Raw genomic sequence first — 13,006 nt, 5'->3', positions numbered from 1 at the left:
ATCATTACGGCAGCGCCGCCCGCAGCGCCGCGGCCAGATCACCGCGCTCGCCCGCCTCGACGGTGTCCAGCTCCAGCCAGTCGGCCATCTCCCGCAGCGACCGCGCCAGCGCGGCGGCGACAGAGGGCGAGTCGCGGCCGGGCTCGGCGAAGGCCGCGGGCACCTGGAGACGACCCGAGGCCCGATCGGCACGCAGGTCCACCCGGGCCACGAGTTCGCCGTCCAGCAGGAACGGGAAGACGTAATAGCCGTGCACCCGCTTGGCCTGCGGGGTGTAGATCTCGATGCGGTAGTGGAAGTCGAAGATCCGCTCGGTGCGGGCGCGGAAGAAGATGAGCGGATCGAACGGGCACAGCAGCGCGCCGCCCGCCACGCGGCGCGGCGTCCGCGCACCGGTACGCAGATAAGCCGTCCGGTCCCAGCCCGAAACCTGTACCGGCTCCAGCTCTCCCGCGTCCACCAGGTCGGCGAGGGCGGGCTCGGTCTGGCTGCGGTGCAGCCGGTAGTAGTCGCGCAGGTCCGGCTCGGTGGCGATGCCGAGCGCGGTGGCCGCGCGGCGTACCAGCTCGCGCACCGCGTCCGCCTCCTCGACCTGCCGGGCCAGCACCTCGGGCGGCAGCACGCGCTCGGTGAGGTCGTAGTAGCGCTGGAAGCCGACGCGCTTGTCGACCGACAGCTCGCCGGTGGCGAACAGCAGTTCGCACACCACCTTGGTGTCGCTGTAGTTCCAGCCCCAATGGTCTTTGCTGCGCGGCCGTTCCAGCTCGAGATGCTTCTCCACCTCGCCCGCCGTCGACGGGCCGAGTTCGCGCACCGCCTCGAGCACGTCTTTGGGCAGGCGGGGAGTGCGCTCGACCACCCGCGCCGCACCGCCCCAGCGGCCGTTGCGGAAGCGCGCCATCCGCCAGCGCAGCAGCGGCCAGTCCTCTACCGGAACCAGCGCCGCCTCGTGCGCCCAGTACTCCACCAGCCGCCGCGGCCGCCGCGCGTTGTGACTCCAGGCCAGCTCGTCGAGCAGGGTGCGGTCGTAGCCGCCGATGCGGCTGAACACCGGCGCGTAGTGCGCCCGCACCACGGCGGAGACCGAATCCAGTTGCAGCAGCTGGGTTCTCTCCAGCACGCGCTGGATCGTGCGGCGGGTCGGGGGCGTGCCCGGGCGGGGCGCGGCGAAGCCCTGGGCGGCCAGCGCGGTGCGACGGGCGGCGGCAGCGGTCATGGTACGCACCACCGCACCATGCCACGAGCCACCGACAGATTCCGGTGCGTGCGCCGCGCCGCCGCAACCGATACACTCGTGTATCCATTGCACCGAGCGCGGAGGAGAACCCGTGGCACCGTCGCAGCAGCCGGACGTGATCGTCGTCGGAGCCGGGCTCGCCGGGCTCGTGGCCACCTACGAGCTGACCCGCGCGGGCCGCCGGGTCCTCGTGCTCGACCAGGAGAACCGCAACAACCTCGGCGGTCAGGCGTTCTGGTCGCTGGGCGGACTGTTCCTGGTCGACAGCCCGGAGCAGCGCCGGATGGGCGTGCGGGACTCCCTCGAGCTGGCCTGGCAGGACTGGCAGGGCTCGGCCGGGTTCGATCGCGACGACGAGGACCACTGGGCGCGGCGGTGGGCGCGCGCCTACGTCGAGTTCGCCGCCACCGAGAAGCGGCAGTACCTGCACGATCTCGGCCTGCGGGTGACGCCGCTGGTGGGCTGGGCCGAACGCGGCGGCGCGGCCGCCGACGGGCACGGCAACTCGGTGCCGCGCTTCCACCTCACCTGGGGCACCGGCCCCGAGGTGGTGCGGGTGTTCCTCGAACCGGTGCTGGCGGCCGAGCGGGAAGGGTTGGTGGAGTTCGCCTTCCGCCACCGCGTCGACGAACTGATCGTCGAGGACGGGGCCGTGGTCGGCGTGCGCGGCGGCGTCCTCGAGCCCACCGACCTCGAGCGCGGGCGCGCCTCGTCCCGGAACACGGTGGGCGAGTTCGACTTCCGCGCCCCGGCCGTGCTGGTCTCCTCCGGCGGCATCGGCCACAACCACGAGCTGATCCGCGAGAACTGGCCCACCGAACGGCTGGGCCCGTGCCCGCAGACCCTGATCTCGGGCGTGCCCGCGCACGTGGACGGCCGCATGCTGGGCATCACCGAGTCCGCGGGCGGCCGCATCGTCAACCGCGACCGCATGTGGCACTACACCGAGGGCATCCACAACTGGGACCCGATCTGGCCCGACCACGCCATCCGCATCATCCCGGGCCCGTCGTCGCTGTGGTTCGACGCGCACGGAAAGCGGCTGCCCGCACCGTGTTTCCCCGGTTTCGACACCAACGCCACCATGAAGGCGATCCTGGCCACGGGCTACGACTACTCGTGGTTCGTCCTCACCCAGGCGATCATCGAGAAGGAGTTCGCGCTGTCGGGCTCCGAGCAGAATCCGGACATCACCGGCAAGGACCTCGCGCTGACGCTGCGCAGCCGGGTCGCCAAGGGCGCGCCGGGCCCGGTGGAGGCGTTCAAGCGGCACGGCGTGGATTTCGTCGTCGCCGACACGCTGCCCGAACTGGTCGAGGGCATGAACAAGATCGCGCGCGGCCCGCAGCTGTCGACCGCGGAGCTGGAACGCCAGATCGTCGCCCGGGACCGGGAGCTGGACAACAAGTACAGCAAGGACGCGCAGCTCATGGCGGTCGCCAACGCCCGGCGCTCGCGCGGCGACAAGCTCGGCCGGGTCGCCGCCCCGCACCGCATCCTGGACCCGGCGCACGGGCCGCTCATCGCGGTGCGGCTGAACATCCTGACCCGCAAGACGCTGGGCGGCTTGCAGACCGACCTGGATTCCCAGGTCGTCCGCGCGGACGGTCAGCCGTTCCCCGGCCTGTACGCGGCGGGCGAGGTGGCGGGCTTCGGCGGCGGCGGGGTGCACGGCTACAACGCGCTGGAGGGCACCTTCCTCGGCGGCTGCATCTTCTCCGGCCGGGCCGCGGGGCGCGCGATGGCCCGCCTCCCCCGCTGAACAGCTCCCACGCGACGCGCCGGGGCGGCGGTCAGACGGTCAGCCCGTGCTCGCGCAGCGCCCGCCGCAGTCCGTCGGGGCGGTCGGCGGTCGGCAGCGGGTCGACCCACGCGAAGCGGCAGCCGAGAGCCGTTGCGCCGCCGTCGTTCTCGCGGCTGTCGCCGACCATGAGGGCGGATTCGGGGGCGATGCCCAGGCGCTCGAGGGTCCATTCGAAGATCCGCCGGTCCGGCTTCATCGCGCCGATCTCGTAGGACAGCGCGTACAGCGCCACCTCCCGCTCCCAGCCGAACGCGGCGAACGACGGCCGGATGTCGAAGGCGATGTTGCTGACCACCGCGACCGGAATACCTTGCGTGTCGAGGGATTTCAGGACCGCGTCGGTGTCCGGGTAGGGCGTCCACTCCAGCGGGTCGACCATCCGGGCGTACAGCCGCTCGGCGCGGCCGGGGTCGATGCCGGACTGCCGCAGCACCGCCAGGTACGCCTCGCGATGCAGCTCGGGGCTGAGATCGCGGTGGTCCCAGGCGTATTGGCCGCGTTCGTCGAAGCGCACCAACTGCTCCGGGGCCGTCATCCGCCGCAGCACCTCGGCCGACTCGGGCGCCTCGAGCGTGCGGCCGTCGGTGGTGATCAGGTCGGCCACCCAGCTCTCGTCGCTCTCCAGCCGGAACAGCGTCCCGGAGAAATCGAACAGCACCGCCTCGATGGTCACCGGGCCAGGGTACACAATTCGTCCCATGACACAGATCACCCATCAGCTTGTCTGAGGAGTTTGTTACCGTGGGCAGATGTCCGACACCCCCATCATCCAGGTCGCCGCGGTGGATTTCGTGCGCGCCGGCACGCCGATCCTCGACGCGGTGTCGCTGACGGTGCGCCCGGGCGAGCACTGGGCGCTGCTGGGCCCCAACGGCGCCGGCAAGACCACGCTGCTGAAGATGCTGGGCGCGTTCGAACATCCCACCCGCGGCTCGGTCGAGGTGCTCGGCCATCGCCTCGGCCGTGTCGACATGCGGGAATTGCGCACGGCCATCGGCCATGTCGACCCGCGGCACGCGCCACCGTATCCGCTCACCGCGCACGAGGTGGTCCTCACCGGGCTCACCAACACCGCCGATCTCAAGCAGCGCTGGAATCCCACGGCCGCCGAGATCGCGGAGGCCGACCGGCTCATCGACCTGCTCGGCCTGGCGCACCGGCGCGACGCCCGCTGGCCCACCATGTCGCAGGGCGAGCGCGGCCGGGCCCTGATCGCCCGCGCGCTCATGCCCGCGCCCCGGCTGCTGCTGCTCGACGAGCCGACCACGGGCCTGGACATGGCCGGTCGCGAACAGCTCATCGACCGGATCGATCGGTTGCAGGCCGCGCAGCCGCGGCTGGCCTCGGTGCTGGTCACCCACCATCTCGAGGAATTGCCGCCGGGCACCACGCACGTCATGCTGCTGCGCGAGGGGCGCTGTGTCGCGGCCGGTCCGGTCGAGCAGGTACTCACCGGCAAGAACATCAGCACGTGCTTCGATCACCCGGTCCGGCTCACCCGCACCGGCGGCCGTTGGCAGGTCCGCACCGATCACTCCGTGCCCGCGCGGTGACCCGGAACCGCTTGCGGCGCTAGGTGTCCCGTTCGTCGTCGAGCGGGATGTTGGCCACCACCGGGAACTCGCCGGTGTATCCCGCGCGCTCGTCGGCGATGGCCAGCACCCGCTTGCGCGCGGCGAACCAGCCGAGGATCAGCGCCGGCACCAGCACGGCCAGGCTCGCGACCGTCCACGTGCCGACCGGGTAGTCGAAGCCCATCAGCACGACGACGACCACCAGGAACACCAGGGTCGCGAACCCGGTGTAGGGCGCGCCGAACATCCGGAACGCGGGCCGGTCGGCGTCGCCGCGACGCCAGCGCCGCCACAGTTGCAGCTGGCACAGCACGATCGTGGCCCAGGAGGACAGGATGCCCAGCGAGGCCACGTTCAGCACGATCTCGAACGCGCGCGAGGGCACGATGTAGTTCAGCCAGATGCCGAACAGGGCGATGACGGCGGTCAGCATGATGCCGCCGTAGGGCACGCCGCGCTTGTTCATGCGGCCGGTGAACCGCGGGGCGCTGCCGTTCATCGACATCGATCGCAGAATGCGCCCGGTGGAGTACAGCCCGGCGTTGAGGCTGGAGAACGCGGCGGTGAGCACCACGAAGTTCATCAGCGAACCGGCGTTGCCGACACCGAGTTTCGCGAAGAAGGTGACGAACGGGCTCTCCGACGCCGAGTACGCGGTGTAGGGCAGCAGCAGCGCCAGCAGCACCAGCGAGCCGATGTAGAACACCACGATCCGCAGGATCACCGAGTTGATCGCGCGCGGCATGATCTTCTGCGGATTCTCCGTCTCGCCCGCGGCGGTGCCGACCATCTCCACCGCCGCGTAGGCGAACACCACGCCCGAGGTCACGGTGACCAGCGGCAGCACACCGGTCGGGAACCAGCCCCCGGCCTCCGACACCATGCCCAGGCCCGTCTCGGCGCCGTCGACGGTGAACCGCCCGGCCAGGAAGAAGGTGCCGATCCCGAGGAAGGCGACCAGCGCGACGACCTTCACCAGCGCCGCCCAGAACTCCAGTTCGCCGAACCACTTCACCGACACCAGGTTCACGCTCAGCACGATGCACAGCGCGACCAGCGCCAGCAGCCACTGCGCGACGGGCTGGAACGGACCCCAGTAGTGCAGGTAGGTGGCGATCGCGGTGGTGTCGACGATGCCGGTCATCGACCAGTTCAGGAAGTACATCCAGCCCGCGACGAAGGCGGCCTTCTCGCCGTAGAACTCGCGCGCGTAGGAGACGAACGACCCCGACGACGGGCGGTGCAGCACCAGTTCGCCCAGGGCGCGCAGGATGAAGAACACGAAGACGCCGCACACCCCGTAGACCAGGAACAGGCCCGGTCCGGCACTGGCCAGGCGGCCGCCGGCGCCGAGGAACAGCCCGGTCCCGATCGCGCCGCCGATGGCGATCATCTGCAGTTGGCGCGGCTTCAGGCTCTTGTGGTACCCGTCGTCCTCCGCACCGAGGAACGTCTTTCCCCGCACTTCCGTCATCTGCCGCCTCGGCCCTCCGCGCTCGTCCCGTGAGCGTCCGACGTTACCTGGTCGGTTGCGGAGTTCCGCAGTGCGGCCGGGCATGTCGATCCGATCGCGCCGATTCGACTGCTGACCGACGGCTTTCGCAACCGGACAGAAGTAGCTATCCGGACGCTCCCCAGCAGCGGGAGTGCGCTGGGCGGCAAAGCGCTGCCGGTGTCGGACCCGAGGGTTAAAGTCCGCTCATGAGGCGCACACGACAGCTCTGGGCCGGTGCCACCGCCGCACTGCTCGCCGCCGGCTTGATCACCGGCTGCTCATCCGGTTCCGACCAGCCGACCTCGTGCGCCGACACCCCCAACGGCACGGCGGTCGCCGCCGCGCCCGGGGCGGGCGGCAGCACCGACATCGCGACCAATCCGGAGATCGCCTCGGGCTATCGCGAGAACATGCACCCGGTGCGCACCGGCACCTATGCGGTATCGGCGGCCAATCCGCTTGCCACACAGGCGGCCTGCGGGGTGCTCGCCGGCGGCGGCACGGCGGCCGACGCGCTGGTGGCGGCCCAGATGGTGCTGGGCCTGGTGGAGCCGCAGGCCTCCGGCATCGGCGGCGGCGCGTTCCTGCTGTACTACGACGCGGCGAAGCGGACGGTCGACGCCTACGACGGTCGCGAGGTCGCCCCCGCCGCGGCCACCGAGAACTATCTGCGCTGGGTCAGCGACACCGATCGCACCGCGCCGCAGCCGAACGCCCGCGCCAGCGGCCGCTCCATCGGGGTGCCCGGCGCGCTGCGCCTGCTCGAACTGGCCCACGGCGAGCACGGCAAGCAGCCCTGGCGCGACCTGTTCACCCCGGCGATCGACCTGGCCGACCAGGGCTTCGCGATCAGTCCGCGGCTGGCCGGGCAGATCGCGGAGTCCGCGGCCGATCTGGCACGCGACGACAACGCCAAGGCCTATTTCCTGGAGCCCGACGGCAGCCCGAAGAAGTCCGGCACCACGCTGACCAATCCCGCGATGGCGAAGACGCTGGGCGCCATCGCTTCCGACGGGCCCAACGCGTTCTACACCGGGGCCGTCGCCCAGGACATCGTCGACGCCACCGCCACCACGGCGGGCGGCCGCACCCCGGGCCAGATCACCCTCGCGGACCTGGCGGGATATCAGGCCAAGAAGCGCACGGCGTTGTGCACCGGCTACCGCGACCACGAGATCTGCGGCATGCCCAACCCGTCCTCCGGCGGCATCACCGTCGCCGCCACGCTGGGCATCCTGTCGAACTTCGACCTGGCGTCGCTGCCGCCCACCGCGGTCGACGCCAACGGCGGCACGCCGAATCCGCAAGCCGTGCACCTGATCTCGGAGGCCGAGCGGCTGGCCTACGCCGACCGCGACAAGTACGTCGCCGACGCCGATTTCGTGCCGCTGCCGGGCAACTCCCCCGACACGCTGCTGAACCGGGACTACCTGAAACAGCGTGCGGCGCAGATCAATCCCGACCGGGCGATGGGCACCGCGCAGCCCGGCGATTTCGGCCCGGTCCCGCTCGGCACCGGCCCGCAGCCGCCCGAGCACGGCACCAGCCACATCTCGGTGGTGGACAAGTACGGCAACGCCGCCGCCATGACCACGACGGTGGAGTCGGCGTTCGGCTCGTTCCACGTCGTCGACGGCTTCGTGCTCAACAATCAGCTCACCGACTTCAGCGCCACGCCGACCGCGGCCGACGGCGCGCCGCTGGCCAATCGCCTGCAGCCCGGCAAGCGCCCGCGCAGTTCCATGAGCCCGACCCTGGTCTTCGACCGCGGCGCCGACGGCGCCCGTGGGCAGCTGTCCTACGTCACCGGCTCCCCCGGCGGCTCGGTGATCATCCAGTTCGTGGTGAAAAGCCTGGTGAACATGCTGGATTGGAAGCTGGATCCGCAGCAGGCGGTCTCCGGCGTGGCCTTCGGCGCGGCCAACACCCCGGTCACCGGCGTGGGCGGCGAGCACCCGGCGATCGACGCCACCGCCAAGGGCGAGCACGACCCGCTGGTCCGGCGGCTGCGCGAGATGGGCCACCAGGTCTCGGTGGATCCGCAGACAAGCGGCCTCAGCGCGCTACAGCGGGAGAGCGACGGCTGGATCGGCGGCGCGGACCCGCGGCGCGAGGGCGCGGTAATGGGTGACGGGAAGTGAAGTAGCAGAACGCCGCCCTGCCATCGGCAGGGCGGCGCGGGCTCGAACTCTTCGCTCGAGCCAGCTCAATCCTTCTGATGCGCCGTGTATTTCGCTCCCAAGGCGCGAAAGCGCTCCATCGACTCAGCGGCGTATTCCTTGTCGTTGACGCGGATCGCGAGCATGGGCACGTATTCGTCGCCCGTGAGTTCCAGCCGTGCCCAGGCGCGCTTGTCGGGGATGGCCACGCCGCGAATGTCTTCCCAGCGGAACTCGTTGTCGCCCAGAATATTACGCACCGAGACACCCTGAGCGCCCACTCGCACGCGGGGGCGGGTCAGCAGCAGCACCGCGCCGGCCAGCAGCCACCCGAACACGATGACGGCCACCTGGTCGGCGCCGCGGAAGTTCACACCCGTGGCGCTGTGCGAGGACGCCAGGCCCGCCGCGGTGAACAGCACCGCGATCACCGCGGCCACGATCCGCGCGGTGCGCACCGCGCGCCGCGGCCGCACCTCCAGATCCCACTGCGCCCCTTCGGTTTCCGGCGCCGGGGGCTGCGGGCCGCGCTTCCAGATCCGGACGACGGGCGGCATCTCAGACCGTCTGGCCGGGCCCGACGGCGCTCGGGCGCAGAGCCCGCAGCGTCAGCGCCGCGTCGAGGGCGGCGGCGCAGGCCTGCTCGCCCTTGTCCTCCGCCGAATCCGGCAGCCCGGCGCGGTCCAGGGCCTGGTGTTCGGTGTTGACGGTGAGCACGCCGTTGGTCACCGGGGTGCTCTCGTCCAGCGACACCCGGGTCAGCCCGGCGGTCACCGCGTCGCAGACGTATTCGAAATGCGGTGTCTCGCCGCGGATCACGACGCCGAGCGCCACCACCGCGTCGTGGTCGCGGGCGAGGGCCTGCGCGACCACGGGCAGTTCCATCGCGCCCGCGCAGCGCACCACGGTGATCTCCTCCACGCCGCTGGCGCGGGCCACCCGCTCGGCATTGGCGACCAGCGTGTCGCAGATCTTCGTGTGCCAGCGCGAGGCGACGATGCCGAGCCGCAGGCTCTTGGCATCCTCGAGCGCGAACTCCGGTACGCCCGTACCGCTCATGCGAAGGATCCGCCTTTCGTGTGCTGTCGTCGGATGCGGCGCGCTACTGCGCCGTCTCGCCCAGGTCCAGATCGTCCAGGCCGACCAGGTCGTGGCCCATCCGATCGCGCTTGGTGCGCAGATAGTGCAGATTCTCGGCGTTGGCGCGCACCGGCATCGGCACGCGCTCGGTGATGCTCAGGCCGTAGCCGTCCAGGCCCACCCGCTTGGCGGGATTGTTGGTCAGCAGGCGCATGGACGTGATGCCCAGGTCGACCAGGATCTGCGCGCCGGTGCCGTAGTCGCGGGCGTCGGCGGGCAGGCCCAGCTCGATGTTGGCGTCGACCGTGTCGTGCCCGTTGTCCTGTAACTGGTAGGCCTGCAGCTTGTGCATCAGGCCGATGCCGCGGCCCTCGTGCCCGCGCATGTACAGCACCACGCCCCGGCCCTCGGCCGACACCATCTCCAGCGCGGCGTCCAGCTGCGGGCCGCAGTCGCAGCGCAGCGAACCGAACACGTCGCCGGTCAGGCATTCCGAATGCACCCGGACCAGAACGTCCTCGCCGCCGTCGACGGTGAAGTCGCCGCGCACCAGGGCCACGTGCTCCACGTCGTCGTAGATGCTCTTGTAGCCGACCGCGCGGAACTCGCCGAACCGGGTGGGGATACGGGCCTCGGCGACCCGTTCGACCTGCTTCTCGTGCTTGCGCCGCCAGGCGATCATGTCGGCGATCGAGATCAGCGCGAGCTCGTGCTCGTCGGCGAAGACCCGCAGCTCCTCGGTGCGGGCCATGTCGCCCTCGTTCTTCTGGCTGACGATCTCGCAGATCACGCCGGCCGGGCCGAGGCCGGCGAGGCGGGCCAGGTCCACCGCCGCCTCGGTGTGGCCGGGGCGGCGCAGCACGCCGCCGTCCTTGGCGCGCAGCGGGACCACGTGCCCGGGACGGGTGAAGTCCTCGGGCTTGGCGAACCGGTCGGCGAGGCGGCGCATGGTGGTGGCGCGGTCGGCGGCGGAGATGCCGGTGCTGACGCCCTCGCGCGCGTCCACCGACACCGTGTACGCGGTGCCGTGCTTGTCCTGGTTGATCGCGTACATCGGCGGGAGGCCGAGGCGGTCGCAGTCGGCACCGGTCAGCGGCACACAGATGTAGCCGGAGGTGTAGCGGATCATGAAGGCCACCAGCTCGGGAGTGGCCTTCTCCGCGGCGAAGATGAGATCGCCCTCGTTCTCACGGCCCTCGTCGTCGACGACGACGACCGCCTTACCGGCGGCGATGTCGGCGACTGCGCGCTCGATGGTGTCGAACCTGGTCACGTCTGCTGCGCTCCATCTCGATTAGGTACCAATAACAGTACTGTGCCAGGCCGTCGCTCCCGCCGGGACCGCCGGGAGAGCTATCCGCGCTGCTGCAGCCGTTCCACGTACTTGGCGATGACGTCGACCTCGAGGTTGACCACGGTGCCGACCGGCGCGCCGCCGAGGGTGGTGAGTTCGCGGGTGGTGGGGATGAGCGAGACCTCGAACCAGTCGCCGGAGTCGGCGTCGCCGCCGAGCGCCGAGACGGTCAGCGAGATGCCGTCGACGGTGATCGAGCCCTTCTCCACGACGTAGCGAGCCAGCTTGTCCGGCAGCGAGATTCGCACGACCTCCCAGTTCTCCTGGGGGTCACGGGAGAGCACCGTGCCGGTGCCGTCGACGTGGCCCTGCACGATGTGGCCGCCGAGCCGGCTGTTCACCGCGGCGGCGCGCTCCAGGTTCACCCGCGAGCCGACGGCGAGCCCGCCGAGGCTGGACCGGTCCAGGGTCTCCCCCATGACGTCGGTGGTGAAGGAGTCGCCGTCCACGACGTCGACGACGGTCAGGCAGACCCCGTTCACCGCGATCGAGTCGCCGTGCCCGGCATCGGAGGTCACCAGCTTGCCGCGGATCGTCAGCCGGGCCGCGTCGGCCGACCGTTCCGCCGTGACGATCTCGCCCAGCTCCTCGACGATGCCTGTGAACATGCCTGTTTCTCCTGTCACCCGGTGCCCGCTAGCGCCAACAGCGCGGACCGGCGGCGCTATTCCCGCCGCTGCGCGCCTCCAGCGTAACGACGGCCGCCCGCGCGCCACGTTCGGCCGTCCGGTCGGCCGGTTGCGGACGGCCGTCCGGTCGAGCGGCCGGGAAACCGGCGGCCCGACTTGTACGCGCGACCGGTTCACCATTGTGTTCCGGCGAATTCCGGAATTATCGAGACGTGGATGAAGAATTATCCGAATCGGCGGTCCGGACATTCGCGACTCTCGAAAAAGGCCACCGCGATTTCCTCTTCGGACACGCCGTGAACTGCCTTTTTACCCGGTCGGCGGCGCACTTACACCCGAAGCTTGCGTTCGCGAACGATCGCACGCAATATTGTTATGCAGTTGATTCCCGGCGTTCAATATTCGGATCCACGGTGAACAACGACCCAGATGGGGGTGCGGTGTGACCACGCTTCTCGATTCGACACTCGAGGTTCGCTGCGCGCGGTACCGTCGCGAATTCCAGCTGCCGGCCCGGGTCGATGCCGCCTCCCGTCACATTCTGCTCGGGATCGGCGCGCGCTACGGCGCCATCACCATGCCCGCCGACCTCGGCGAGGGCGTGCTGCGGGAGCTGGCGCGCGAGGGTCTCGCCGGGCCCGTGGTCCACCACCCGCGGTCGCGGCGCTGGACCTTCCTCACCGGCCCGGCCCATCCGGGCGTCCTCACCGCCGCGATCTCGGCCGAGCTGTTCCGGCACTACGCCACGGTCGCCTGCGCCGGCAGCCAGGTGGTGCTGCCCTCCGCCGAGGACGAGCGCACCGGCTACCGCACCTGGGTGCGGGTGCCCGAGACCGCCGACGCGCTGCCGCCCCTGGCCGAGGTCATCGCGGCGACCAGGGCGGTGTGTGCCCGAAAGGTCCCGGCGCGCTGAGCCTTTCGGCTGCCTAGCCCGCCGCCGCCTCGACGGCGACGACCTTCTCGCGCAGCTTCTCCACCGTCGCACCGGGATCCGCGGTGCCGTACACCGCCGAGCCCGCGACGAAGCAGTCGATTCCGGCCTCGGCGGCCTGCTCGATGGTGTCCATGTTGATGCCGCCGTCGATCTCGACGACCAGCCGCAACTCCCCCGCGTCGACCAGGCGGCGGACCGTGCGCGCCTTGTCGAGCACGTGCGGGATGAACGACTGCCCGCCGAAGCCGGGCTCCACGCTCATCACCAGCAGGGTGTCGAAGTGCCGCAACATCTCCAGGTACGGCTCGATCGGGGTGTTCGGCTTCACCGACAGGCCCGCCTTGGCGCCCGCGGCGTGGATGTCGCGCGCCACCGCGACCGGATCGTCGGTGGCCTCGGCGTGGAAGGTGACGTTGTAGGCGCCCGCCTCCGCGTACGGCGGCGCCCAGCGGGCCGGGTCCTCGATCATCAGGTGGCAGTCCAGCGGAATGTCGGTCGTCTTGAGCAGGCTCCGCACCACCGGCAGGCCGAGGGTCAGGTTCGGCACGAAGTGGTTGTCCATCACGTCGACGTGCAGCCAGTCGGCGCCCGCGACGGCCTGTGCCTCCTGCGCCAGATGCGCGAAATCGGCGGACAGGATGGACGGGGCGATCATCGGTGCGGGCCGGTGGAAGGCGGGATTCGAGGAGGACACAGCGCGAAGTGTAGCGGCGCGCGGACCCGCCGCCCGACCTGCCCGT

At 70.8% G+C, this 13,006-nt stretch carries 12 protein-coding genes; 4 read left to right on the top strand and 8 right to left on the bottom strand.

The annotated features are described in order from the left end of the window. Nucleotides 1-4: 4 nt before the first annotated feature. Nucleotides 5-1,225: a winged helix-turn-helix domain-containing protein gene (locus IU476_RS02810; RefSeq protein ID WP_195096163.1), complete on the bottom strand. Its 1,221-nt coding sequence runs from the start codon at nt 1,223-1,225 to the stop codon at nt 5-7. Nucleotides 1,226-1,328: 103 nt separating this feature from the next. Between IU476_RS02810 and IU476_RS02805 the strand changes: the two genes are divergently transcribed. Then, the gene (locus IU476_RS02805) at nt 1,329-2,999 is read left to right on the top strand and encodes an FAD-binding dehydrogenase (protein ID WP_324193832.1); all 1,671 of its coding nucleotides are present in this window, start codon (nt 1,329-1,331) and stop codon (nt 2,997-2,999) included. A 31-nt stretch (nt 3,000-3,030) separates the two neighbouring features. Here the strand turns inward: IU476_RS02805 and IU476_RS02800 are convergent, their stop codons facing one another. After that, a complete protein-coding gene (locus tag IU476_RS02800; RefSeq protein ID WP_195096159.1) occupies nt 3,031-3,714 on the bottom strand; it encodes an HAD family hydrolase in 684 nt (227 codons plus the stop codon). Between the two features lie 76 nt (nt 3,715-3,790). Between IU476_RS02800 and IU476_RS02795 the strand changes: the two genes are divergently transcribed. After that, nucleotides 3,791-4,594, top strand: a complete 804-nt coding sequence (locus IU476_RS02795) for an ABC transporter ATP-binding protein (RefSeq protein ID WP_195096156.1) — start codon at nt 3,791-3,793, stop codon at nt 4,592-4,594. A 19-nt stretch (nt 4,595-4,613) separates the two neighbouring features. On the opposite strand, the gene IU476_RS02790 is transcribed toward IU476_RS02795, so the two are convergent. Next, nucleotides 4,614-6,089, bottom strand: a complete 1,476-nt coding sequence (locus IU476_RS02790) for an amino acid permease (protein WP_195096154.1) — start codon at nt 6,087-6,089, stop codon at nt 4,614-4,616. Nucleotides 6,090-6,316: 227 nt separating this feature from the next. Here IU476_RS02790 and ggt point away from each other — a divergent pair, with 227 nt between their 5' ends. Continuing rightward, nucleotides 6,317-8,251 (top strand): gamma-glutamyltransferase, encoded by a 1,935-nt coding sequence (ggt, locus tag IU476_RS02785; protein ID WP_195096152.1) that lies wholly within the window; start codon nt 6,317-6,319, stop codon nt 8,249-8,251. 65 nt (nt 8,252-8,316) lie between these two features. On the opposite strand, the gene IU476_RS02780 is transcribed toward ggt, so the two are convergent. From IU476_RS02780 to IU476_RS02765, 4 genes are all read right to left on the bottom strand, one after another. After that, nucleotides 8,317-8,826 carry a PH domain-containing protein gene (locus IU476_RS02780; RefSeq protein WP_195096149.1) on the bottom strand — a complete coding sequence of 170 codons (510 nt, stop codon included), beginning with the start codon at nt 8,824-8,826 and terminating at the stop codon, nt 8,317-8,319. A 1-nt stretch (nt 8,827) separates the two neighbouring features. Next, the gene (gene ribH, locus IU476_RS02775; protein WP_195096147.1) at nt 8,828-9,328 is read right to left on the bottom strand and encodes a 6,7-dimethyl-8-ribityllumazine synthase; all 501 of its coding nucleotides are present in this window, start codon (nt 9,326-9,328) and stop codon (nt 8,828-8,830) included. A 43-nt stretch (nt 9,329-9,371) separates the two neighbouring features. After that, nucleotides 9,372-10,622 carry a bifunctional 3,4-dihydroxy-2-butanone-4-phosphate synthase/GTP cyclohydrolase II gene (locus tag IU476_RS02770; RefSeq protein WP_195096145.1) on the bottom strand — a complete coding sequence of 417 codons (1,251 nt, stop codon included), beginning with the start codon at nt 10,620-10,622 and terminating at the stop codon, nt 9,372-9,374. Nucleotides 10,623-10,702: 80 nt separating this feature from the next. Further along, nucleotides 10,703-11,311, bottom strand: a complete 609-nt coding sequence (locus tag IU476_RS02765) for a riboflavin synthase (protein WP_195096144.1) — start codon at nt 11,309-11,311, stop codon at nt 10,703-10,705. Nucleotides 11,312-11,774: 463 nt separating this feature from the next. On the opposite strand from IU476_RS02765, the gene IU476_RS02760 reads away from it, so the two are divergent. Continuing rightward, complete coding sequence (locus IU476_RS02760; protein WP_195096143.1) at nt 11,775-12,245, top strand: hypothetical protein; 471 nt, start codon at nt 11,775-11,777, stop codon at nt 12,243-12,245. A 13-nt stretch (nt 12,246-12,258) separates the two neighbouring features. Here IU476_RS02760 and rpe read toward each other — a convergent pair whose 3' ends face one another. Continuing rightward, nucleotides 12,259-12,921: a ribulose-phosphate 3-epimerase gene (rpe, locus tag IU476_RS02755; protein WP_195097378.1), complete on the bottom strand. Its 663-nt coding sequence runs from the start codon at nt 12,919-12,921 to the stop codon at nt 12,259-12,261. Nucleotides 12,922-13,006: the final 85 nt, after the last annotated feature.

This window comes from Nocardia blacklockiae, from assembly GCF_015477355.1.
Taxonomy (GTDB): domain Bacteria; phylum Actinomycetota; class Actinomycetes; order Mycobacteriales; family Mycobacteriaceae; genus Nocardia; species Nocardia blacklockiae.
This window is presented reverse-complemented; position numbering and strand designations above follow the sequence as displayed.